The sequence below is a fragment of the Comamonas sp. GCA5 genome, assembly GCF_036541385.1.
GTDB lineage: Bacteria > Pseudomonadota > Gammaproteobacteria > Burkholderiales > Burkholderiaceae_C > Comamonas > Comamonas aquatica.
Genome location: NZ_JAZHFR010000027.1, coordinates 1 through 23,722 on the forward strand (window position 1 = coordinate 1; position 23,722 = coordinate 23,722).

Annotated in this window: 20 protein-coding genes and 1 pseudogene; 8 read left to right on the top strand and 13 right to left on the bottom strand. The window is 63.4% G+C overall.

The annotated features are described in order from the left end of the window. A pseudogene (locus SJH88_RS08695) lies at window positions 1-252 on the bottom strand (ABC transporter permease); the annotation flags it as partial. Then, window positions 249-1,274: an ABC transporter substrate-binding protein gene (locus SJH88_RS08700; RefSeq protein WP_274754223.1), complete on the bottom strand. Its 1,026-nt coding sequence runs from the start codon at window positions 1,272-1,274 to the stop codon at window positions 249-251. The gene SJH88_RS08700 and the pseudogene SJH88_RS08695, both read right to left, overlap by 4 nt. Window positions 1,275-1,504: 230 nt before the next feature. Between SJH88_RS08700 and SJH88_RS08705 the strand changes: the two genes are divergently transcribed. From SJH88_RS08705 to SJH88_RS08715, 3 genes are read left to right on the top strand one after another with little or no spacing between them, the layout of a single operon-like run. Then, the gene (locus SJH88_RS08705) at window positions 1,505-2,080 is read left to right on the top strand and encodes an OsmC family protein (protein ID WP_274754224.1); all 576 of its coding nucleotides are present in this window, start codon (window positions 1,505-1,507) and stop codon (window positions 2,078-2,080) included. Then, the gene (locus tag SJH88_RS08710) at window positions 2,077-3,417 is read left to right on the top strand and encodes an O-acetylhomoserine aminocarboxypropyltransferase/cysteine synthase family protein (protein WP_274754225.1); all 1,341 of its coding nucleotides are present in this window, start codon (window positions 2,077-2,079) and stop codon (window positions 3,415-3,417) included. Before SJH88_RS08705 ends, SJH88_RS08710 begins: the two co-directional genes overlap by 4 nt. Beyond that, a complete protein-coding gene (locus tag SJH88_RS08715; RefSeq protein ID WP_274754226.1) occupies window positions 3,414-4,517 on the top strand; it encodes an isopenicillin N synthase family dioxygenase in 1,104 nt (367 codons plus the stop codon). Before SJH88_RS08710 ends, SJH88_RS08715 begins: the two co-directional genes overlap by 4 nt. Window positions 4,518-4,680: 163 nt before the next feature. On the opposite strand, the gene SJH88_RS08720 is transcribed toward SJH88_RS08715, so the two are convergent. The 8 genes from SJH88_RS08720 to SJH88_RS08755 form a co-directional block, all read right to left on the bottom strand. Further along, entirely contained in the window at window positions 4,681-5,748 is a 1,068-nt protein-coding gene (locus SJH88_RS08720) for a linear amide C-N hydrolase (RefSeq protein ID WP_420921731.1), read from the bottom strand. Window positions 5,749-6,073: 325 nt separating this feature from the next. Further along, window positions 6,074-7,273, bottom strand: coding sequence for a Fic family protein (locus SJH88_RS08725; RefSeq protein WP_274754227.1), 1,200 nt, complete (start codon window positions 7,271-7,273; stop codon window positions 6,074-6,076). A 9-nt stretch (window positions 7,274-7,282) separates the two neighbouring features. Continuing rightward, a complete protein-coding gene (locus SJH88_RS08730; RefSeq protein ID WP_274754228.1) occupies window positions 7,283-7,408 on the bottom strand; it encodes a hypothetical protein in 126 nt (41 codons plus the stop codon). A gap of 352 nt (window positions 7,409-7,760) precedes the next feature. After that, window positions 7,761-8,075 carry a hypothetical protein gene (locus SJH88_RS08735; RefSeq protein ID WP_274754229.1) on the bottom strand — a complete coding sequence of 105 codons (315 nt, stop codon included), beginning with the start codon at window positions 8,073-8,075 and terminating at the stop codon, window positions 7,761-7,763. 324 nt (window positions 8,076-8,399) lie between these two features. Further along, window positions 8,400-9,182, bottom strand: a complete 783-nt coding sequence (locus SJH88_RS08740; protein ID WP_274754230.1) for a ZIP family metal transporter — start codon at window positions 9,180-9,182, stop codon at window positions 8,400-8,402. Between the two features lie 73 nt (window positions 9,183-9,255). Beyond that, window positions 9,256-9,900 (bottom strand): transmembrane anchor protein, encoded by a 645-nt coding sequence (locus tag SJH88_RS08745; RefSeq protein ID WP_274754248.1) that lies wholly within the window; start codon window positions 9,898-9,900, stop codon window positions 9,256-9,258. 10 nt (window positions 9,901-9,910) lie between these two features. Further along, complete coding sequence (locus SJH88_RS08750; RefSeq protein ID WP_274754231.1) at window positions 9,911-10,645, bottom strand: HupE/UreJ family protein; 735 nt, start codon at window positions 10,643-10,645, stop codon at window positions 9,911-9,913. A gap of 51 nt (window positions 10,646-10,696) precedes the next feature. Further along, window positions 10,697-11,131, bottom strand: coding sequence for a hypothetical protein (locus tag SJH88_RS08755; RefSeq protein ID WP_274754232.1), 435 nt, complete (start codon window positions 11,129-11,131; stop codon window positions 10,697-10,699). A 194-nt stretch (window positions 11,132-11,325) separates the two neighbouring features. Here SJH88_RS08755 and SJH88_RS08760 point away from each other — a divergent pair, with 194 nt between their 5' ends. Together SJH88_RS08760 and SJH88_RS08765 are read left to right on the top strand one after the other, a co-directional pair. Beyond that, on the top strand, window positions 11,326-11,520 hold the full coding sequence (locus SJH88_RS08760) for a metal-sensing transcriptional repressor (protein WP_442877331.1): 195 nt from the start codon (window positions 11,326-11,328) through the stop codon (window positions 11,518-11,520). Between the two features lie 61 nt (window positions 11,521-11,581). Then, window positions 11,582-12,652, top strand: coding sequence for a DMT family transporter (locus SJH88_RS08765; RefSeq protein ID WP_274754234.1), 1,071 nt, complete (start codon window positions 11,582-11,584; stop codon window positions 12,650-12,652). 203 nt (window positions 12,653-12,855) lie between these two features. On the opposite strand, the gene lpdA is transcribed toward SJH88_RS08765, so the two are convergent. The 3 genes from lpdA to aceE are packed head-to-tail and all read right to left on the bottom strand — an operon-like array spanning window position 12,856 to window position 19,157. After that, window positions 12,856-14,709: a dihydrolipoyl dehydrogenase gene (gene lpdA / locus SJH88_RS08770; RefSeq protein ID WP_274754235.1), complete on the bottom strand. Its 1,854-nt coding sequence runs from the start codon at window positions 14,707-14,709 to the stop codon at window positions 12,856-12,858. A 17-nt stretch (window positions 14,710-14,726) separates the two neighbouring features. Then, window positions 14,727-16,418 carry a dihydrolipoyllysine-residue acetyltransferase gene (aceF, locus tag SJH88_RS08775; RefSeq protein ID WP_274754236.1) on the bottom strand — a complete coding sequence of 564 codons (1,692 nt, stop codon included), beginning with the start codon at window positions 16,416-16,418 and terminating at the stop codon, window positions 14,727-14,729. Between the two features lie 21 nt (window positions 16,419-16,439). Continuing rightward, window positions 16,440-19,157 (bottom strand): pyruvate dehydrogenase (acetyl-transferring), homodimeric type, encoded by a 2,718-nt coding sequence (aceE, locus tag SJH88_RS08780; protein WP_274754237.1) that lies wholly within the window; start codon window positions 19,155-19,157, stop codon window positions 16,440-16,442. A 311-nt stretch (window positions 19,158-19,468) separates the two neighbouring features. Between aceE and SJH88_RS08785 the strand changes: the two genes are divergently transcribed. The 3 genes from SJH88_RS08785 to folD all read left to right on the top strand — a co-directional run bounded on the left by SJH88_RS08785 (window position 19,469) and on the right by folD (window position 23,615). Next, entirely contained in the window at window positions 19,469-22,039 is a 2,571-nt protein-coding gene (locus SJH88_RS08785; RefSeq protein WP_154163878.1) for a PAS domain S-box protein, read from the top strand. Then, complete coding sequence (locus SJH88_RS08790; protein WP_042418500.1) at window positions 22,036-22,674, top strand: response regulator transcription factor; 639 nt, start codon at window positions 22,036-22,038, stop codon at window positions 22,672-22,674. The genes SJH88_RS08785 and SJH88_RS08790 overlap by 4 nt, the downstream gene beginning before the upstream one ends. Window positions 22,675-22,754: 80 nt before the next feature. Continuing rightward, window positions 22,755-23,615 (top strand): bifunctional methylenetetrahydrofolate dehydrogenase/methenyltetrahydrofolate cyclohydrolase FolD, encoded by an 861-nt coding sequence (gene folD / locus SJH88_RS08795; RefSeq protein WP_043383411.1) that lies wholly within the window; start codon window positions 22,755-22,757, stop codon window positions 23,613-23,615. Window positions 23,616-23,722 lie beyond the last annotated feature (107 nt).

Genomic DNA, 23,722 nt, shown 5'->3' on the forward strand with positions numbered 1-23,722 from the left:
CCGCCCGCCCGGGCGGGCCAGCGTCAGCGCGGCCAGGGCCAGCGCCAGGGCCAGCACCCCCGACAGGGCGGCAAATTCGGCCGTGTAGGCCCAGTCGCTGAAGCCGATCTCCTTGTTCGGCCACAGCCAGGTCAGCGCCCCCAGCAGGGCCCAGGCCAGCGCCGCCACCAGCCCCTGGCGCCACACGCGCGCTGGGCGCAGGGCGCTGGCGGGCGCCAGGGGCAAGTCCCAGGAAGCTTGGGCCCCGCTCATGACAGCACGTCCTGGGTGATGTGGCGGGCAAAGCGCACGGGGTCGGTGCTCTTTTTCAGGATGCCGGCCTCGCGGAAGTCCTTGGCAAAGGCCAGCACCTCGTCCTGCAGGCGGCCACCGTGCGGGTGGTGCTTGTAGGTCAGCTCGGCAATCAGGCGCTGCAGGTCCGCCACCTCGAACTTGGGGGTGTAGCGCGCAAAGATCCGGGCCGATTCGTTGGGGTTCTCGGCCACGTAGTTGGAGGCCTGCGCCAGCGCCCGCACCACGGCGGCCGCGCTCTTGCGGTCCTCACGCACAAACTTGGCACCGGCGCCCAGCACGCAGCAAATCTTCTCGGCGTATTCGCCCGTGGCGCTGTTGCCCAGCTCGGCAAACACACCCGGGTTGCGCTTTTCGATCAGGTACAGGTTGGGGTCGCCGTCGGCAATCGCGTGGATCTCGCCCTTCTTCACGGCCACGTCCAGCAGATCGGCCGGGAACACGCGCCACTCGATGTCCTTGTCGATGTCCAGACCCTTCTTGGCCAGGTGGATGCCATAGAACTGCTTGGCCGGGCTGTTCAGGTCGGACACACCGATCACCTTGCCCTTGAGGGTGCGCACATCGGTGGTCACACCGGCCGACTTGACCCCCACCAGGCGCAGGCAGCCGCCGTGCACGCTGCCCACGATTTTCACGTCCAGGCCTGCTTCCAGCGGCTTGACCCAGCGGTGGATCAGGCCCACGCCCACTTCCGCCTTGCCGGTGGCCAGTGCCTCCAGCAACTGGTCGGCCGCGCCGCCCCAGTTCAGCACTTCCACATCCAGGCCGTTCTGTGTGAAAAAGCCGCGCTCCAGCGCAATCGGCACGGGCACCTGGCAGAAGCTGGCCTGGCTCCAGGCCAGGGTGATCTTGCGGGGCTGCGAGCGTGCCACCTGCGGCAGCAGGCCCGCGGCCGCGCCCACGGTGGCCGCGCCTGCGGCGGCACCCAGAAAGTGGCGACGCTGCCATGCACTGCGTGGTTCTTGCGAAAAATCTGCCATGTCGTCCCTCGTGATGAAGATGGAATGTGCCGCCACGATAGGCCGCCCCCTTGCGGCGCCACAAGGAACAAAAACAGGTATCGATATGCGCAAAACCGCAGATCCACCGTGCACAGCCTGCTCACAAAAAACGCATAAGCAAACACGCAAAACTTCGTAGCCGGGGCCGCGGGCCTGGCCAACCATGGCGTCTTTCCCCTTCCCACTTCCCACCTCACCGGAGTACCGCCATGGGCCTGAACAACTACCTCTCCCACAAACGCGCCGCCGTTCTGGCACGCCAGCAACGCATTGCCGAGGGCACGGCGCAGGCCAACCACCTGCACGCCCACGTCACCGCCGAATGCCGCAGCGGCGTGCGCCGCCTGCGCATCCGTGAGCACCAGATCCTCAGCGACAGCCCCTACGACTTCGCCGGCTTCAACCTGGGCCCCTCCTCGCCCGAGCTGCAACTGGGCGTGCTGGGCACCTGCGTGACCCACATCTTCGAAATCCAGGCCGCGCTGCTGCAGGTGCCGCTGGACAGCATCAGCGTGGATGTGCGCGGCACCATCGACCCGCGCGCTGGCCAGCCCGGCCACGAGGCCACGCCCATCTGGCCCCACGACATCCGTTACGAGGTGCAGGTGCAGTCCAGCGCCGACGACGCCCAGCTGCAAACCCTGTTTGACGCGGTCGAAAAGGCCTGCCCCATCCTGAACCTGCTGCGCAACCCCCAGTCCATCGCCGGCAGCTGGGTGCGCGCCCAGGCCGGCAGTGCCCACGCTGCCACCAGCGCCCCCCACCCCGAGGCCGTGCCCGCATGAGCACGGCGCCCGCCCCCCACTGGCAGGCCGACACCGTGGTGCTGCATGCCGGCTACGACGGCCTGCAGCACCAGCGCAGCGCCGCCGTGCCCATCTACCCCTCCACCTCCTACCTGTTCGAGAACGCCCAGCAGGGCGCCGAGCTGTTCGACCTGGTGCAGGAAGGCCACATCTACGCCCGCACCAGCAACCCCACCCAGGCGGTGCTGGAGCAGCGCATCACCCAGCTGGAGGGCGGCACGGCCGCCGTGGCCGTGGCCTCCGGCATGGCGGCGATCGACATCGCGCTGGCCACCCTGGCCCAGGTGGGCGACCACGTCATCGTGGCCTCCACCCTGTATGGCGGCTCGCACAACCTGATCACGCACGTGCTGCAGGGCCGCGGCATCCGCAGCAGCGTGGTGGCGCGCCAGGACAGTGACGCCCTGCGCCAGGCCATCACCGCCCAGACCAAGGCCGTGTTCGTGGAGTCCATCGGCAATCCTTCGGGCGATGTGGCTGACCTGGCCGCCATCGCCGCCGAGGCCCATGCCCACGGCGTGGCCGTGGTGGTGGACAACACCTGCGCCACGCCGCTGCTGATCCGTCCTTTCGAACACGGGGCCGACCTGGTCGTGCACTCGGCCACCAAGTACATCGGCGGCCACGGAGTGGCCATGGGCGGGCTGATCATTGATGGCGGTCGCTTCGACTGGCAGGCCCACGCCCAGCGTTACCCGCAGCTGACCCGGCCCGACCCGGCCTTCCACCAGGTGGTGTTCACCGAACGCTACCCCGAGGCCCCGGCCGTGGCCCGCGCGCGCACCGTGCTGCTGCGCAATGCCGGTGCCACGCTGGCGCCCCACTCCGCCTTTCAGCTGCTGCAGGGGCTGGAAACGCTGGCCCTGCGCATCGAGCGCATCAGCAGCAACACCCGCGCGGTGCTGGCCTTTTTGCAGGCCCACCCGCTGGTGCGCCACATCCAGCATGTGGCCCACCCCAGCCACCCGGACCATGGCCACGCCGCGCGCTACCTGCGCGCCGGCCGCATTCCGGGCCTGCTGTCGTTCGAGCTGCACGGCGGCCGCGCCAGCGCCCAGCGCTTTTACGACGCCCTGCAACTGTTCCAGCGGCTGGTGAACATTGGCGACAGCAAGTCGCTGGCCGCCATCCCCGCCGAAACCACCCACCACCTGCTGACCGATGCCGAACTGGCCCGTGCCGGCATTGCCCCCGGCCTGGTGCGCCTGTCCATCGGCATCGAGCACCCGGACGACCTGCTGAGCGACCTGCGCCAGGCCCTGTCCTACCAGCCCGCCCCCGTGACCGCGTCCCCATCCCTTCAGGAGTCTTTATGAGCACCCTTGCCTCCGCCCTGCGCCCCGCGCCCGCCCTGGACGCCCTGCCCGTCATCAACCTGGAAGAGCTGGGCGATGGCGAACAGCACACCCCGGCCCACAGCCGCCTGGCGCGCATTGCCCGTGAAATCGGCTTTTTCTACCTCGAAGGCCACGGCATCGCCCCGGACCAGATCGCCCGCCTGGAGGCCGCGGCGCGCCAGTTCTTTGCCCTGCCCCCGGCGGCCAAGCAGCAGATCGCCATGGTGCAGACGCGCCACTTTCGCGGCTACAACGGCGTGGGCGGCGAAATCACCCGCCTGCAGCCCGACCTGCGCGAACAGATCGACTTTGGCGAAGAACTGCCCGCCGTGCCACCCGGCCCGGACACCCCGCAGTGGTGGGGGCTGCAAGGCCCCAACCAGTGGCCCGCGGCGCAGCCTGAGCTGCAGGCCGACATCCTGCTGTGGCTGGACACCACGCGCGCCGTGGCGCAGCGCCTGCTCAAAGCCTTTCTGATCGCGCTGGAGCAACCGGCCAGCGCCCTCAACCAGCTGGTGGCGCCACCGCACAACAACCGGCTGAAGATCATCCACTACCCCGGCCAGGCCAGCGGCCAGTCGGACCAGGGCGTCGGTCCGCACAAGGATGGCGGTCTGCTGACCCTGCTGCTGCAGGACCAGGTGGGCGGCCTGCAGGTGCAGACCCCGCAAGGCTGGCTGGATGTGCCACCGCGCAAGAACGCCTTTGTCATCAACATCGGGGAAATGCTGGAGCTGGCCACCAACGGCTATTTGCGCGCCAACGTGCACCGCGTGCGCTCGCCCGGCGCGGGCATCAGCCGCTACTCCATCGCCTATTTCTTCTCGCCCAGTCTGCATGCGCACGAGGTGCCGCTGCTGCAGCTGCCGCCCCACCTGGCCAGCCAGGCGCGCGGGCCGGAGAGCGATCCGCTCAACCCCCTGTTCAGCCACATCGGCACCAACGCCCTCAAGGGCCGCGTGCGCTCGCACCTGGACGTGGCCCAGCGCTTTTACCCACAGCAGTACGCCGAGCACCAGGCCGCCCTGGCCAGCCTGGACCCGGCACAGACGGCCGCCGCCCAGGCCTACGCCTACTGACGGGCCGTCCCCAGCCCACCAAAAAGCCCGCACTTGGCGGGCTTTTTTCTTGTCGGTCGCTGGGGGGGGTGGGCTGCGGTGGCGCAGCAGCGGGTTGACCGCCTTCACACCAACACCCCTGGCCACCCATGCCCACCCGCAACCGGGCCGGCACAGCCGCCCCTCAAATCCCCAGGAACTGGAACGGTGCCGAGGGCTTGAACTGCGCCGTCGCATTGCCCGAATAGGTGTGGCTCTGGTCCGCGCCCAGGTCCAGCTTCAGCACCTTGCCGGTTGTGGGGCTGAAGTCCAGGGCCTTCAGGTCCACCCAGAAGGTGTTGGGCGTCAGGGCCGACTCGAAGAAATACAGCTTGCGCTGGTGGTCAAACACCGTGCGCCAGCGGGTGGAGGAAATATTCGGCTGCCCGGGCGTGCTGATGCCATACGGCACCGACACATTGCGGATCACGCTGAACACGCTGGCCAGGGCCTTGTTCGGGTTTGCGTCCTTGGGAATGGCATTCACATAGAACGCAGCGCGCGCAAACCGGTCGGCCGCGCGGTTGGTGCCCGGCAGCATGGTGGTGCCGCCAATCTGCTGCCAGTAGCTGTTGAGGGCCAGCTGTTCCTCAAAAACCGGCGAATTGGTCATCACCTGGTAGCTGCGGCTGTGGTGGATGACCTGCTTGCCCCCGATGTACTCGACGATGGCACTGTCCCCGCTGGCGTCCGACATGGACAGGTGCAGCGTGGTCAGGCGGTTCTCGCCGGGCACGCTGTCCGACACGATGGTGAACGGCTCGGCCGCCAGCGCCGTCACGGCCTCCTGGACCGTGGCAAAGTTGTCCAGCACGTACTGCGCCCAGGCCGCAATCGTCAATCCCGGCTTGCTGCTGGCGTCAAAGGCCGGGTACTGCGACTCCACCAGCCACAGCAGGTTGGCGTTCAGGCCGGCCTCGTTCACCCCGTCGGTGGTGGAAATGTCGTAGCCCGAAGTGATGACGCTGCCGTACTTGGACGTCCAGCGAATGGTGTGCGCCCCGGTCTGCCCCGTGCGCGCCATGCCGCGCGGCAGCACCCACAGGTTGCTGACAATGTCGCTCTTCCAGTCCATGGACCGCGCCGTCATCACCTGACCGTTGGCGCCATGGAACACCAGCCGGGTGCAGGCCCAAGCGCTGGAGGCGGCGGCCACACCGGCCAGACCCAGCAACATGGCCGCGAAGGAGGGACGAATGCGTGGAATGTGCATGGATGCAAGCCTTTCTGGATGAAAAAGTGGCAACAGAAACCGACAACACCCGGTTATACCGGCTGGACGCGACAGGCCATCGACAGAACCACGCTAGGTTCTGAGCGCCCACAGGGCTGAAGGTCCAGGCCAACATCGCGCCCACCACGCCCGGTGGCAGGTACCAGCGCTGGCCCAGGGTCGGCACCATGGATTGGCGAAGGCCTGGCGAGGACCTGGTGCCATGCCAGCACACCAGGGCTTCACACGGCGCCGCATGCCCTGTGCGAATCAAGACCCAAAATGGCTGCAGCGCTGATGCAGCAAGCGCTGACAGCTCTAGTTTTTATGCCACCGCATCCGCCTCGGCTTCCGGCCACAGCTTGGGGAACAGAAAGCGCAGCGCATGCTGCGGCAAGCCCAAGCGCACCTTGCCCTGCGGGCTGTCACTGCGCAAGAAGCCGCGTTTGACCAGGGCCCCCAAGGCATCGGTGGCGATGCGGTCACTGAGCCCCAGCATGGATTTGAACTCCCCGCGCCCCAGCTCCTCACCGCTCAGGAAAAGATAGTGCAAGGCCCGCAAGCTTTCTATGCGCACCCCGGATTTGTTCACGGAGCCCTCATAGACTAGCGCGCCCTCAATGCGCTGTTTGATGGCATCAAAATCCAGCATCTGCTGCATGAACGCCACCTGGTCCAGGCAGATGTCCAGCACATAGTCGGCCCACGCCACCAGGGCCTGTTCGCTCAGATTGCCACGGCCATCCAGGTCACCCCGGCGGGTGTGGTCAGCCTCGGCCAGCAGCAGGTAATAACGCTCCTGGCTGCGCGCAAAGCCACGCAGCGGCGACCACAGGCCATTGCTCAGCCCCAAAGCGTGCAGCACCAGGTGCGTGTGCAACCGCATCACGCGGCCATTGCCATCCATGAAAGGGTGGATCCAGCCCAGGCGGTGGTGGGCACAGGCCATGGCCACCAAGGCCGCCTCGCCCCGGCGCACGCTGCCGTAACGCTGCGCCCAGCGCGCCAGAAACTCCGGCACATGGGCGGCGGCAGGCGCAATGTGCTGCCCCACGCTCACCTCCTTGTCGCGCCACTGGCCGGGCACCACGGTCTGGCCCTGGTTCACCTCCCAGTCCTGCGCGGGCAAACGGCCAAACAACTCGCGGTGCACGTCCTGCACCGCCTGCGGGCTGTACAGCGTGGCCACGGCCGCTTCGCCGCTGTAGCGCTGCTCCAAGGCCGCCTCGGCCTCAATGTGCGCCACCGCCAGACGCTGCTTGGCCGCCAGTTCCTGGTTGGCAGAGAAGTCCTTGCGCAAGGCCTGCTCAATCTCATGCGGGCGCGTGTGCTGGCCTTCAATGCGGTTGGTGTAGTAGGAATTCATGCTGCGCAGCAGCACATGCAGCTCTGGTGGCACACGCTGGCCCGCCAAGGCCGTGGCCGCACGCACCAGGTCACCGGCCTTGGACAGCAAGGCCTCTTGCCGGGCGTCCGAGGGCAGCAAGGGTTCAAACTGGTGGGGTGAGTTGTAGAGCGCAGTCATTCGCCAAGTTTATGGCATTCCCAAATCATTGTTTTTAAAATATTTACCAGTGATTTCTCCAAGTTGTTCGCCAAGTTTTTTACCAAGCTGTCTGCCAAGTGCTGCACCATCCTGGAAGCCGGTTGCTTTAAACAAAAAAATTGGCCTTTAGCGCTTACCCAACAAGGGCTAACAGCTCTCAAAATTGAAAACGTCCGCCTTCTCCTTGGCTGGTACGGGCCAGGCAACGGGCAGACGCCCCCGCAGACGGTCATGCAGATGGTGCGCTCACTGTGGCGCACCAGCGATGGGCCTGCGCAGGAAGCACGCACAGATTCATAGCAAAAACGGCTTCTAGCGCTGATCCATCCTGCGCTGGCAGCTATCAAAACCACCCAGCAGGCACAAAAAAAGCAGCCGAAGCTGCCTGTGTTTCCACGTCCAAGCGGTGGATGCTGCTACGGGTGGCCCAGATGGCGCAGGCCCCCTACGCCTGTGCGGCCGCGGCTCACAGCTTCCACCACCCTACCATGCCCAGGGCCGACAAGGCCCACATGCCCAGCAGCGCATGGCGGCGCCAGGTGGTGCGCTGGCGCAACACGGCATAGAACAGCACGGCGCAAGCCACGGCAATCACCCCGGCCATCACCGGCAGCATGGCCATCAAAGCCTGGGCCCGCTCCGCCCCCGAGGTGCCCACATCGCGCGTCAGCAGCAAGGCCAGCGGCAGGCACCCCGTGATCGTCAGCGCGAACGCCGCCAGGGCAAACGACCAGCCATAGGTCAGCCCAAACAGGGAGGCAGGCGTGGAAGGCTGGGTCATGATGGGTGGTCTTTCGGAGAGAAATTCAAAGGGAACGCTGAATTTTAGAGGGCCTTCAGCTATCAAAACTGGGGCTGCCATGGCATCCATGCGTTGTACGCGGGCTTCGCCTCTAGATGGTTTCCATCTACAGATCAATGCTGAAAGATGCAATTACCAGTTAGCCCGAAGACGGCCGCAGCTATCAACACCAACGCTTTTGCACTCCAGCAGAACTCGCCGCATGCGCCGTTTAGGCTCCTAGTCGTGGGAGGCTGAGCTCGGCCATTAGCTGTCTGTCTACACGTTTTCTTGAATGACAGCTTTCTTAAATGATTCGCTCTATCAGTGTGCATGGCCTCCAACAACCGCCACAGCAGCGGTGACCAGCAAGGATCCAACTAGCAGCCACACCATCTGAACGACCGTTTGGCGCAATCCCATGGGTCTATTGAGCTGCGGAATCAGGTCTGCCAGAGCCACATAAGCAAAACTGCTGGCTGCAAACACAAGGAACAACGGCAGCCATTCGCTCAACTGACCCACGATGAGATAGCCGACCAACCCTCCGACCACAGTCATAGAACCAGCCAAAGACACCTTAAGCACGGCTTTCCTTGGCTGGCTGCTGCCACTACCCACCACTGCCAAATCTCCCATGTGGTGTGGCACTTCGTGCAGCAGCACCGCAAATGTCGCAGCAACGCCCAGCTTCCAGTCAGCCAAGAATGCGGAGGCAATCAGAATTCCATCGGCAAATGCATGCACGCCATCACCAAAGAGCACTGACCAGCTCCCTGTAGGGCCGTGCGCACGGTGAGCATGCTGATGCCCGCACTGTTCTCCAGCTTGGCCGTGTTCGTGCGCGTGGTGCCAGACTTCGGCTTTGTCCAGCACGATGACAACCAGCAATCCCGCGAAGAAGATCAAGAACAGGGAGTGGACGGAGTATTCGCTCTCGAAGGCCTCGGGCATCAAATTGATGAACGCCGTGGCCAGCAGCGCTCCGGCGGCTAGGCTCAGCATGTGCTGCGGATACCGGGATAGAAAGCTTTTGCTCAGCACCCAAGCCAGCCACACACTAGCCACACCGGCCAGCAAAGTGCCTAAGACGATTTGAATCAACATGGTTTTACCAATTCACAAAGACCGCGCTCTGCATGGTGCAGAACGCGGTACATGGTTCAGCTTTAGCGCCTGATTACTGGCGCGACAACTTTTCGTAGTCGCCAGCGACCTTCAAGGTCATCGTGACGTCCGCCTGGCCACGGTTGCGCCAGAACCAGCCGTGGTTGCCTGTGAACGCCGCTGTCAGCTCTCCCGCCTGAGCAGGGACAGCACGCCCTTTCTCGTAGCTGATGCTTTTGCCAAAAGCATCGCCATGGGTGTCGTAATTGACCACGCCGCCTTGGACAGCCCAGGCAAACTGGGCCTTGGCATCGCCTTTCATGCGCAGCTTGTACTCCACCCCTTCGCCGGGTTTGAGGACAAAGGTGACCTCATCCTTCCATTGCGGTGCCGCGACCTGTGCAGCCGCAGGTTGTACGGGTGCCGATGCTTGTGCTGAAGTGGCGCCGACAAGGCCAGCCACTGCGGTAGTGGCAGCAGGCGCGGCAGGAGTTGCTGCAAGGTCAGCTTCGGCTTCCGCAGCCAACTGGGTCTTGATCTCGCCCATTTCAGTCAGGCCCAGTGCGCGCCCAATCCCGGTTGGATCAATCGCATACTCGGAGGGCAACACCACGGTCACCAGCAGCACGGCCGCAGTGACAATCGCTGTGCACGTGGATTTGAGCAGTTGTTGGCTGCTGGGCAGCTCGACGGAAGTGGGGATATGACGTGTATTCATGGCATTCAACTCAGCTGGCGGTGGAGACAAACAGACCTGTCAGTTGCATGCCAAACAGCACAAAACCTGCGGTCATCATGGCGACGTTGGCGGTATAGGCATACCGGCCAAAGCTGGCACTGCGGCGCCAGTAGCCCATGGCAATCAGAATGGCGCCAAGGGCCAGCAACTGGCCCAGCTCCACACCGACGTTGAATGCCAACAAATTGGGCACAAGCCCGTCGCGGCTCATTTCGTATTCCTGGATCTTGGTGGCCAGGCCAAAACCGTGGCACAGACCAAAGACGAATGTCGCGGTGCGGGGATTGGGCTGAAACCCCAGCCAGCGCTCGAAGGCGCCCATGTTGTCGAGGGCCTTGTAGACCACGGACATACCAATGATGGCGTCAATCGCGTAGCTGCTGATGCCGATATCAAAGTACACCCCGATGAGCATCGTGGTGGAGTGACCGATGGCAAACAGGCTCACATACAGACCAATATCCTTGAGTCGGTAGAGGTAGAAGATCACCCCGAACAAAAACAAGATGTGGTCATAACCGGTCACCATGTGCTTGGCTCCCAGGTATGTATAGGGAATCAGGTTGATGCCCGAAATCTCTTGGATATAGCCCTTGTCACCCTCGGTGACAGCATGCGCCAGTACATCCATTGGCATCACGGCCAACATGGCAAGCAGCAGCAAGCAAAGACGCAAAGGCACACTCAGCCCTCTCGTCTGCAAAAACGAATATTCACGAAGCATGAAAACTCCAAATAGACCTAACCAACCCGCATGTGGAATGCGGGCTACCTTTTAGAGGTAGAGGTTGGGCATTGGAGGCCGCTCAAGACGCTGTGGGTCGTGGCTGAAGAACCCCTCAGGGGGGATGAGTGCCAGCCGGTGGCGCAAGTGTCCAGACGGCTGGGCAATCAGAGGCGGAAGGTTGGCAGTCTCATGGCTGTGATCCAGCGGGTTGTGTCCATGCTGGCCGTTGTCTGCTGCATGTGAGTGCACCACATCGGCCTCTGGTAACACTACGATTTCCTCTGGAGCATCCTCGTCATGCTCGTGGCCGTGCGAGGCATGGATTTCCCCATGAGGTTCATGCCCTGCGGCATCCAGCAATGCGATGCCGTGCGACTGAAACATACCCAAGCTGGACAGCAGCAAGCATGCGGTCATCAAGGACAGCACACACAGATGCAGCAACTTTTGTTTGAACAAGTGCACGGTTTTGACCAAAGCCACGCAGAAGCAGGCAAAGCAGGCCCAAGGGCCAGCGCCTGCCCCTTGACTGGCGCATAATTTGGAAATTCTAGCATCCCCCCCAGGGGGATAAACCTAAAGGGCATTGCATGTCAGAACCCCACATTCACGCCAGTCATCCTGCGTTGATCAACCGACTCAAGCGAGCGAACGGTCACCTGGGCAGCGTGATCGCCATGCTGGAGGACGGTCGTTCTTGCGTAGATGTCGCCCAGCAGTTGCAAGCAGTCGAAAAAGCTATCCAACAGGCCAAGAAAACGCTGATTCAAGACCACATTGACCACTGCCTGGAGCATGCGATGCGTGGCGACCACCAGCACGGGCATGGACACGATTTGTCTGAGTTCAAAGAAATCACCAGATACCTCTGATCTGCTCGCAATCCCGCCACCACCCGCGCACGTCATGTCCGAACACTCAATCTGCTGAATCATGTCCATCCGTAATGCTGCCCCCGCACTGGCTGCCGCTGCACTCTTTGGCGCGAGCACCCCATTTGCCAAGCTCTTGGTCGGTGATGTGGGCCCACTGCTGCTGGCAGGGTTGTTGTACCTGGGCAGCGGCGTTGGCTTGAGCCTGCTGCTTGGACTGCGTCGCATGCGTCCCAGCGCCGCAGATGAGCGTGCTTCCCTGCGTATTCCAAAGGCGGAATGGCCATGGCTGCTGGGTGCTGTGGCCTTTGGCGGTGTGCTTGGCCCAGTGTTCTTGCTGCTCGGGCTGACCCAGACCAGTGGCGCAGCCGCCTCGCTTTTACTGAACATCGAGGGCGTGTTTACCGCAGTGATTGCTTGGTTTGTCTTCAAGGAAAACGCAGACCGGCAAATCGTGTTGGGCATGCTCACGATCATGGGTGGTGGCTTGCTGCTGTCTTGGGCGCCAGGTGCCGCCAGTTTTTCTATGGGAGCGCTGCTTATCGTGGCAGCCTGCCTGTGCTGGGCAATCGACAACAACCTCACGCGTAAAGTGTCCACCAACGACGCGATGCTGGTGGCCGCCATCAAAGGCTTGATTGCCGGTATCAGCAATACAAGCTTCGCCCTATTCAGCGGTGACAGCTTGCCTGAGGCAAGCACCTTGGGTGCCTGCATGGCTGTCGGCTTCTTGGGCTACGGCCTCAGCCTGACACTGTTTGTTGTGGCCCTGAGGGGACTGGGCACCGCACGAACTGGTGCGTACTTCTCGATCGCCCCGCTCTTTGGCGTCATCATTTCCTTCGCTATCTGGCCCAGCATGCCGGGGCTGCTGTTCTGGTTGGCTGCTGCGTTGATGGCGATTGGCACATGGCTGCACATTCGTGAGCGTCATGAGCATGTGCACACGCATGAGCCTTTAGAGCACAGCCACCGTCATCGGCATGACGAGCATCATCAACATAGCCACGACTTCGCCTGGGATGGAGTAGAGCCACATACCCACCCGCACCAACATGTGGCTATGACCCACAGCCACCCGCATTACCCAGACATCCATCATCGCCACCAGCATCCGAAGCGTCGCGATTGACCATCTGGCAACGACACAAAGCAGTCACAGCAGCGCCCGCCCTTGAAGACTGCTATGGGTCGTTTACTGACATTGACAAACACAAACCTGCAGATCGTCAATTGGCAAGATTGAGACCCAACCTGGTCAGCATTCACAGGAATAAAAAAGGCAACCCGAAGGTTGCCTTTTTGCTTTATGCAGCGACTGCTTAGGAAGCGAGCTTACTTCCGTGCCGGCGGCACATCCGTGCAAGACCCATGCGCCACTTCCGCCGCCATGCCGATGCTTTCGCCCAGCGTGGGGTGCGGGTGGATGGTCTTGCCGATGTCCACGGTGTCGGCGCCCATTTCGATGGCCAGGGCGATTTCACCGATCATGTCGCCCGCGTGCGTGCCGACGATGCCGCCGCCCAGGATGCGGCCATGGCCGTGCGCCTCGGGGCTGTCATCGAACAGCAGCTTGGTGAAGCCTTCGTCGCGGCCATTGGCGATGGCGCGGCCGGAGGCGGCCCAGGGGAACAGACCCTTCTTGACCTTGATGCCTTGGGCCTTGGCCTGGTCTTCGGTCAGGCCCACCCATGCCACTTCGGGGTCGGTGTAGGCGACGGACGGGATGACGCGGGCGTTGAAGGCGGCCGCGGCCAGTTCCTTGTTGCCCTGCAGTTCACCGGCGATGACTTCGGCGGCCACATGCGCTTCGTGCACGGCCTTGTGCGCCAGCATGGGCTGGCCCACGATGTCGCCAATGGCAAAGATGTGCGGCACGTTGGTGCGCATCTGAATGTCCACGTCGATGAAGCCACGGTCGGTCACGGCCACGCCCGCCTTGTCGGCGCTGATCTTCTTGCCGTTGGGCGTGCGGCCCACGGCTTGCAGCACCAGGTCGTAGGTCTGGGGTTCGGGCACGGTGACGCCGTCCTTGGCGGGGGCGAACGTGACCTTGATGCCTTCGGGCGTGGCTTCGGCACCCACGGTCTTGGTGTTGACCATGATGTTGTCGAAGCGGTGCGCGTTCATCTTCTGCCAGACCTTGACCAGGTCGCGGTCCGCGCCCTGCATCAGGCCGTCCATCATTTCCACCACGTCCAGGCGGGCGCCCAGCGTGCTATAGACGGTACCCATTTCCAGGCCGATGATGCCGCCGCCCAGGATCAGCATGCGCTTGGGCACGCCCTTGAGGTCCAGCGCGCCGGTGGAGTCCACCACGCGTTCGTCCCGGGGCATGAAAGGCAGGTGCACAGCTTGCGAACCCGCCGCGATGATGGCCTTCTTGAACTGGACGACCTTCTTGGTGCCGGTCTTGTCTTGGCCCTGGCCGGTGGTTTCTTCCACTTCCAGGTGGTTCGCACCGACAAAGCTGCCGTAGCCGCGCACGATGGTGACCTTGCGCATCTTGGCCATCTGGCCCAGGCCGCCGGTCAGCTTGCTGATGACCTTTTCCTTGTGGCCACGCAGCTGGTCGACGTTGACCTGGGGCGCGCCGAACTGGATGCCGGCCACTTCGAGGTGCTTGACCTCATCCATGACAGCAGCCACGTGCAGCAACGCCTTGGAGGGGATGCAGCCCACGTTCAGGCACACGCCACCCAGGGTGGCGTAGCGCTCGACCAGCACGACCTTCAAACCCAGGTCGGCGGCGCGGAAGGCAGCGGAGTAGCCACCAGGGCCACCGCCCAGCACCAGCACGTCGCAGTCCAGGTCGGCCGTGCCGCCAAAGCTGGCGGCGGCCGGTGCGGCCACGGCCGCAGGTGCTACAGAAGCTGTAGCTGCTGGCGCAGGCGCTGCATGGGCTGGAGCCGAATTTGGCGCAGCAGCTGCAGGGGCAGCCGCAGCGCCCTCTGCAGCTTCCAGGGCGATGATGATGGAGCCTTCGGCGACCTTGTCGCCGATCTTGACCTTCACCTCTTTGACCACGCCGGCGTGGCTGGAGGGGATTTCCATAGAGGCCTTGTCGGACTCCACGGTGATCAGGGACTGGTCCACGGTGACGCTGTCACCGGGCTGCACCAGCAGTTCGATCACGCCGACTTCGGCGAAATCGCCAATGTCGGGCACTTTGATGTCGATGATTGCCATGTGTGTCAGCCCCTTGGTTACAGCAGGATGCGGCGGTAGTCCGCCAGCACGGCGCCCAGGTAGGCGTTGAAGCGGGCGGCCGCAGCGCCGTCGATGACGCGGTGGTCGTACGACAGGCTCAAGGGCAGCATCAGGCGCGGCTGGAAGGCCTTGCCGTCCCACACGGGCTGGATGCTGGACTTGGACAGGCCCAGGATGGCCACTTCCGGCGCGTTGACGATGGGGGTGAAGTCGGTGCCACCGATGCCGCCCAGGGACGAGATCGAGAAGCAGCCACCCTGCATGTCGGCCGCGCCCAGCTTGCCGTCGCGGGCCTTCTTGGCCAGCTCGCCCATTTCCTGGCTGATCTGCATGATGCCCTTCTTGTCGGCATCCTTGAGCACGGGCACCACCAGGCCATTGGGCGTGTCCGCCGCAAAGCCGATGTTGAAGTACTGCTTGTAGACCAGGGTGTCACCATCCAGGCTGGCGTTGAACTCGGGGAACTTCTTCAGCGCAGCGACCACGGCCTTGATGACGAAGGCCAGCATGGTGACCTTGACGTCGCTCTTGGCCTTGGCCTGCTCGGCGTTGGTGGAGACGCGGAAGGCTTCCAGGTCGGTGATGTCGGCCAGGTCGTTGTTGGTGACGTGGGGAATCATCACCCAGTTGCGGTGCAGGTTGGCGCCCGAGATCTTCTTGATGCGCGACAGGTCCTTGCGTTCCACGGGGCCGAACTTGGCGAAGTCCACCTTGGGCCAGGCCAGCACTTCCAGGCCACCGACGTTGCCGCCGGACGACTTGGGCGCTGCGGCCTGTTGGGCCAGGGTCTGCACCGCGCCGGCCATGACGGACTTGGTGAAGCCCATCACGTCTTCCTGCGTGATGCGGCCCTTCTGGCCGGAACCCTTGACTTCCGCCAGGGGCACGCCCAGCTCGCGTGCAAACTTGCGCACGGAGGGCGAAGCATGGGGCAGCGCGCCCGAGGGGGCCACGGTGGGGTTGTGGGCCGGTGCGGCCACGGCTGCTACCGCGGCAGGAGCAGCGGGCGCAGGTGCAGCAACGGTGGGGGCCGTATTTTGTGCGGCAACCGGTGCGGCTGCGGCAGGTGCGGCCACAGCGGCGGGGGCTGCACCCTGCACGCTCATGGCGCCGACCACATCGCCGACGTTGACCTTGTCGCCGATCTTCAGCGTCAGGGCGGTGATGGTGCCGGCGGCGGGCGATGGGATTTCCATCGAGGCCTTGTCCGACTCCACGGTGAACAGCGACTGCTCGGCCGTGACGGTGTCACCCACCTTGACCAGCAGCTCAATGACGGCCACGTCCTTGAAGTCACCGATGTCGGGGATGGCGATGTTCACGCTGCTGGGCGCTGCAGCAGGTGTAGCAGCCTGCGCAGGCGCAGCGGGCGCTGGCGCCACATTTTGTGCTGCAACGGGCGCGGCAGCAGCCGGTGCGGGTGCCGCCGCCGCGGGGGCCGAGGCCACATCGGCGGTTTCGATCACGGCGATCACGGCGCCCTGCGCCACCTTGTCGCCCAGCTTGACCTTGAGCTCCTTGAGCACGCCGGCGTGGCTGGAAGGGATCTCCATGGACGCCTTGTCGGATTCGACGGTGATCAGCGATTGCTCAACCTTGATGGTGTCGCCCACGTTGACCAGCACCTCGATCACGCCGACGCTGTCGAAGTCACCGATGTCCGGGACCTTGATTTCTGTCAATGCCATGTGTGTGTCTCCGGTGCTCGATTAGGCGTACAGGGGGTTGATCTTGTCGGCTTGGATGCCGTACTTGGCAATGGCTTCGGCCACCTTGGTGACGGGCAGCTTGCCCTCTTCCGCCAGCGACTTGAGCGCGGCCACGACGATGTAGTGGCGGTCGATCTCGAAGTGCTCGCGCAGCTTGCGGCGGAAGTCGGAACGGCCGAAACCGTCGGTGCCCAGCACCTTGTAGGTGCGGCCCTTGGGCATGAAGGGGCGGATCTGCTCGGCGTAGGCCTTCATGTAGTCGGTCGATGCGATCACCGGACCTTGCGAGGTCTGCAGCTGCTGCGTCACGAACGGCACCTTGGCGGTTTCCAGCGGGTGCAGCATGTTGTGGCGCTCGGCGTCCTGGCCATCGCGGGTCAGTTCGTTGAACGATGGGCAGCTCCACACGTCGGCGGCAATGCCCCAGTCCTTTTCCAGCAGCTCTTGCGCAAAGAAGGATTCGCGCAGGATGGTGCCCGAGCCCAGCAGTTGCACGCGCTGGCCCGATTGGGGCACCTTCTGGCCGGGCTTGACCAGGTACATGCCCTTGATGATCTGCTCTTCCGTGCCTTCGGTCAGACCGGGCATGGGGTAGTTCTCGTTCAGCAAGGTGATGTAGTAGAAGACGTTTTCCTGGTTCTGCACCATGCGGCGCAGGCCATCCTGCATGATCACGGCCACTTCGTGGGCGAAGGTGGGGTCGTAGGAGATGCAGTTGGGGATGGTGTTGGCCAGGATGTGGCTGTGACCGTCTTCGTGCTGCAGGCCTTCGCCGTTCAGCGTGGTGCGACCCGAAGTGCCGCCCAGCAGGAAGCCGCGCGCCTGCATGTCACCCGCTGCCCAGGCCAAGTCGCCAATGCGCTGGAAGCCGAACATGGAGTAGTACACGTAGAACGGGATCATGATGCGGTTGGACGTGCTGTAGCTCGTCGCGGCCGCAATCCAGCTGCTCATGCCGCCGGCTTCGTTGATGCCTTCCTGCAGGATCTGGCCGGCCTTGTCCTCGCGGTAGTACATAACCTGGTCCTTGTCGACCGGGGTGTACTGCTGACCGTGGGGGTTGTAGATGCCGACCTGGCGGAACAGACCTTCCATACCAAAGGTGCGGGCCTCGTCCACCAGGATGGGCACCACGCGGGGGCCGATGTTCTTGTCGCGCAGCAGCTGCGTCAGGAAACGCACATAGGCCTGGGTGGTGGAGATTTCACGGCCTTCGGGCGTGGGCTCCAGGATGGCCTTGAAGGTGTCCAGCGACGGGGCGGTGAAAGCTTCGTCGGCCTTCACGCGGCGGTGCGGCAGGTAGCCGCCCAGGGCCTTGCGGCGCTCGTGCAGGTACTTCATTTCCGGCGTGTCGTCGGCCGGCTTGTAGAAGGGGATGTCCGCGATCTGGCTGTCGGGGATCGGGATGTTGAAGCGGTCGCGGAAGGCCTTGATGTCCTCGTCGCTCAGCTTCTTGGTCTGGTGCACGGTGTTCTTGCCTTCACCGATCTTGCCCATGCCGAAGCCCTTGACGGTCTTGACCAGCAGCACGGTGGGCTGACCCTTGTGGCTGTTGGCCGCGTGGAAGGCAGCGTAGACCTTCTGCGCGTCGTGGCCACCACGGCGCAGGTTCCAGATCTCGTCGTCGGACATGTGCTCGACCATCTTCAGCGCACGGGGGTCGCGACCAAAGAAGTGCTTGCGCACGTAAGCGCCATCGTTGGCCTTCATGGCCTGATAGTCCCCGTCGTTGCACTCCATCATGATCTTCTTGAGGACGCCGTCCTTGTCCTTGGCCAGCAGCTCGTCCCAGCCACGGCCCCACAGCAGCTTGATCACGTTCCAGCCGGAGCCGCGGAATTCGCCTTCCAGCTCCTGGATGATCTTGCCGTTGCCGCGCACCGGACCGTCCAGGCGTTGCAGGTTGCAGTTGATGACGAAGATCAGGTTGTCGAGGTTCTCGCGTGCGGCCAGGGAGATGGCGCCCAGCGATTCGACTTCGTCCATTTCACCGTCGCCGCAGAACACCCAGACCTTGCGGTTTTCGGTGTTGGCAATGCCACGGGCGTGCAGGTACTTTAGGAAGCGCGCCTGGTAGATGGCCATCAGCGGGCCCAAGCCCATGGACACCGTGGGGAACTGCCAGAACTCGGGCATCAGCTTGGAGTGGGGGTAGCTGGACAGGCCCTTGCCGTCCACTTCCTGGCGGAAGTTCAGCAGCTGCTCTTCGGAGATGCGGCCTTCCAGGTAGGCGCGGGCATAGATGCCGGGCGATACGTGGCCCTGGATGTACAGGCAGTCGCCGCCGTGGTTTTCGCTCTCGGCGTGCCAGAAATGGTTGAAGCCGGCCGCAAACATGTTGGCCAGCGAAGCGAAGGAGCCGATGTGGCCGCCCAGGTCGCCGCCTTCCGGTGGGTGGTGGCGGTTGGCCTTGACTACCATGGCCATGGCGTTCCAGCGCATGTAGGCGCGCAGGCGGCCTTCGATCTCCAGGTTGCCGGGGCAGCGGGCTTCCTGGCTGGGCTCGATGGTGTTGACGTAGCCGGTGTTGGCCGAGAACGGCAGGTCCACGCTGTTCTGGCGGGCGTGTTCCAGCACTTCTTCAATCAGTTGGTGCGCATATTCGGCACCTTCGCGGTCGATGACGGCGCTCAGCGCCTCCATCCATTCGCGGGATTCCTGGGGATCCAGGCTGGGCTTGGCGTTGGCGCCGGCCTGAGGGTCGGTCTGAGCGGTCATATGTGTCTCCTGTTCAAGAGGCTGCAGGGGGTGGTCGGGAATTGCATCCATCGAACGCGCTTGTCTGCGGCCACAGTTGAAGCGGTGTGTGCCGAGCCTTCAGCTTAGCGGAAGCCCACACCGTGCCTGCGAAACAAATACGCCCAATTTGGCGACCTTTCGGCGCGCAGTTTCGCACATTTTTCCATTTTTCAATGATGCATACAACTCTCATATTATGAAAAATTGCTGCAACTGCACATTAAAAACAAGACGTTGCCATCGTCACGGGGATGACCCGCGCCGCCAGGGAATCCCCCTACACTGCACACATGGTTTCCCCTGAACAAAAGTCCCCGGCCCCGGTTGCCTCCCCCGCCTTCACCAGTGCCGATCCCACGCAATGGTGGCGCATGTGGTGGCGCAGCCTCTCGCCGACCCGCCAGGACCGCTTGGCCGCACTGGCGCCGCTGGTGTCAGTGGCACTGTTCATGGCAGCAATCATTGCGGCTTTCTGGTATTTGCGCGCAGAGGAAGTCGATCGCGGCGAGCAAGCCCTCAAGCGCGATGTGGAATATGCCCAGCAGCGCATGCGCCTGCGCCTGCTGGAACGCCAGGAACAGGTGATGCGCATTGCGCGCGACCTGAGCTATGGCGACATCGGCACGGTGGAGTTTGGCAACCGCGCCGAGGTGCTGGTTACCCAGTACCCCGAACTGCAGGTACTGACCTGGGTGGACCGTGACGGCCGCATCATCACCAGCTATGCGGCGCCCACCGTGCCGCGCGAGCAACTGCGCATGCCGGCCGAGCGTCTGGGCAACGACAGCGCGGGCGAGAGTTTCCAGCAGGTCAAAGACAGCTACCAGTCGGTCTACCACCAGCCGGTGGTGGTGCCCGGCCAGAACCCGCCGCTGCTGCAGTTCCATGCCCCGGTCATGGGCACCAGCAGCTTTGGCGGCACGGTGATGGCCGAGTATTCGGTCGACAGCCTGATGCGCTATGCCACGCCCAGTGAGTTGCTGGCCCGCTACGCCATCACCATGACCGACGCCCAGGGTGTGCTGATTGCCGGCACGCCGCTCAAGCGCCCACACACCGCCGAGCACTGGTACCAGATCGCCAAGCCCGAGGCCAGTGAATACCAGATTCCCATCTCCCCGGTAGGCAACTCGCTGCAGATCAAGGGGCAGGCCTACAGCACCTCCTTGAGCATGGTGGGCAACGGCATGTTCTGGCTGGTGGCCTCGCTGAGCATGATGACCGCCTGGCTGCTGCTGGGCACCTGGCGCCACACCCGCAAGCGCCTGCGCGCCCAGGAAGCCCTGGTGGCGGAAACCAATTTCCGCCGCGCCATGGAAAACTCGCTGCTGACCGGCATGCGCGCGCTGGATATGCAGGGCCGCATCACCTACGTGAATGCCGCCTTCTGCCAAATGACCGGCTGGAGCGAAAGCGAGCTGGTGGGCCAGACACCGCCCTATTCCTACTGGGCGGAAAGCGACTACGACTACCTGCACAGCAAGCTCAATGACGAGCTCAGCGGCAAGACCCTGCAAGGGGGCTTCCAGGTGCGCGTGCGGCGCAAGAACGGCAGCATGTTCGATGCGCGGCTGTACATCTCGCCGCTTATCGATGCCCGCGGGCAGCAGACGGGCTGGATGTCGTCCATGACCGACATCACCGAGTCCAAGCGCATCCGCGACCAGCTTGCAGCCTCCCACGACCGTTTCACCATTGTGCTGGAAGCGCTGGATGCTTCTGTTTCTGTAGCACCACTGGGCAGTGCCGAGCTGCTGTTCGCCAACAAGCTGTACCGGCAGTGGTTTGGCTCGCAGACCACGGGCCACCTGCAGCTGGTGCAGCAGGCCGGCCTGCCGGCCGAGCGCAGCGAAACCGTGGACGACGAAGACGGGCTGATGGGCTTTCCCACCGATCCGATCACCAGCGCCTCCAGCAACAATGCCGAGATCTATGTGGCCGAACTGGGCAAATGGCTGGAAGTGCGTTCGCGCTACCTCAGCTGGGTCGACGGCCGCCTGGCCCAGATGGTGATCGCCACCGACATCACCCAGCGCCGTCTGGCGGAGGAACAGGCCGCGCGCCAGGCCGAACAGGCCCAGAGTGCCAGCCGCCTGATCACCATGGGCGAGATGGCGTCCAGCGTAGCCCACGAGCTGAACCAGCCCCTGACCGCCATCAGCAACTACAGCAGCGGCATGCTGACGCGCCTGGCCAACGGCACGCTGACCGAAGAGCAGATGAAGTTTGCGCTGGAAAAGACCGCCCACCAGGCCCAGCGCGCCGGGCAGATCATCCAACGCATCCGCTCCTTCGTGAAGCGCAGCGAACCCAATCGCACCATGGCCCAGGTGGAGTCCATCGTCGACGAGGCGCTGGAGCTGGCGAACATCGAAATGCGTCGGCGCAACGTGCGGCTGAGCCATTTTGTGGCGGCCCGCATACCGCCTGTGCTGGCCGACACGATTTTGATTGAGCAAGTGCTGATCAATCTGATAAAAAATGCGGGCGAGTCCATCGACCAGGCACAGCGCACCACGGCGCAACGGCTGGTGGAGTTGCGGGTCGTCCCCAAAGAGGTAGAAGGTCAGTTGGGAGTGGAATTCTCCGTCCAGGACTCCGGCAAGGGCCTGGCACCCGAGGTCCAGGAGCGTTTGTTCGAAGCCTTCTTCTCCACCAAGAACGAAGGCATGGGCATTGGTCTGAATCTGTGTCGCTCGATTGTGGAGTCTCACGATGGCCGTATGGCTGCGGAGAACCTCTACAATGGTTCCGAGGTGGTTGGCTGCCGGTTTTCCTTCTGGATTCCGCTGGCCACGCCCCAGGAAAAGGGAGACAACCTTTCTACGGTTATTAATCCAAATACAAGGAATCCTGCATGAGTTTGACACCCAAAAAAGGAACGGTTTACGTCGTGGATGATGACGAGGCCGTGCGCGACTCGCTCCAGTGGTTGCTGGAAGGCAAAGACTATCGTGTGCGCTGCTTCGACTCGGCCGAATCCTTTCTCGCACGCTACGACCCCCGCGAAGTCGCCTGCCTGATCGCCGACATCCGCATGGGCGGCATGACCGGCCTGGAGCTGCAGGACAAGCTGCTGGAACGCAAGTCTCCCCTGCCCATCGTCTTCATCACCGGCCACGGCGACGTGCCGATGGCCGTGAACACCATGAAGAAGGGTGCCCTGGACTTCATCCAGAAGCCCTTCAACGAGGATGACCTGCTGAGCGTGGTCGAACGCATGCTGGACCATGCCCGCGAAGCCTTTGCCGGCCACCAGCAGGCCGCCAGCCGCGAGGCCCTGCTGTCCAAACTGACCGGGCGCGAATCCCAGGTGCTGGAACGCATCGTTGCCGGCCGCCTGAACAAGCAGATCGCCGACGACCTGGGCATCAGCATCAAGACCGTGGAAGCCCACCGCGCCAACATCATGGAAAAGCTGGGTGCCAACACGGTAGCCGACCTGCTCAAGATTGCTTTGGGCTCCAGCGCTGCAGGCGGCAAAGTCCCGGCATAAACTTCAGGGGTTTCCCTAAAACTGCCAGCCACTTGGAAACAGGTCGCTGGCAGTATTTTTATTTCTGACGCAGATACACCATGACAGCCCAAATCATCGACGGCAAAGCCCTCTCCGCCCAATTGCGCACCGAAGTTGCCCAGCGCGCCGCCACCCTGACCGCCCAGGGCACCAAGCCCGGTCTGGCCGTGGTGCTGGTGGGTGACAACCAGGCTTCGCAGGTGTATGTGCGCAACAAGGTCAAGGCCTGCGAAGACGTGGGCTTCCACTCCGTGCTCGAGAAGTACGACGCCTCGATGACCGAAGCCGAATTGCTGGCCCGCGTTGACGCGCTGAACAACGACCCCAGCATCCACGGCATCCTGGTGCAACTGCCACTGCCCAAGCACATCGACGACCACAAGGTTATCGAAGCCATCTCGCCCCTGAAGGACGTGGACGGTTTCCACGTGGCCAGCGCCGGTGCGCTGATGGTCGGTGAAGTTGGCTTCAAAGCCTGCACGCCCTACGGCTGCATGAAGATGCTGGAATCCATCGGCATGAAGGACCTGCGCGGCAAGCACGCCGTGGTGATCGGCCGCTCCAACATCGTGGGCAAGCCCATGGCTATGATGCTGCTGGCCGCCAACGCCACCGTCACCATCACCCACAGCGGCACGGCCGACCTGGCAGCCATGACCCGCCAGGCCGACATCGTGGTGGCGGCCGTGGGCAAGGTCAACGTGCTGACTGCCGACATGATCAAGCCGGGTGCCGTGGTGATCGACGTGGGCATGAACCGCAATGCCGAAGGCAAGCTGTGCGGCGACGTGGACTATGACGGCTGCAAGGATGTGGCCGGCTACATCACCCCCGTGCCCGGCGGCGTGGGCCCCATGACCATCACCATGCTGCTGGTCAACACCATGGAAGCGGCCGAGCGCACCGCGGCAGCCCGCTAAAGCGCCTGACGGCCCGCGGCCGGGACTGTGGATCGGCACCATGGCACTCTGTATTTCATAGCTGCCCGCGCGCTCTGCGCGGGCGTTAACTGCCTATTTGGCACAGA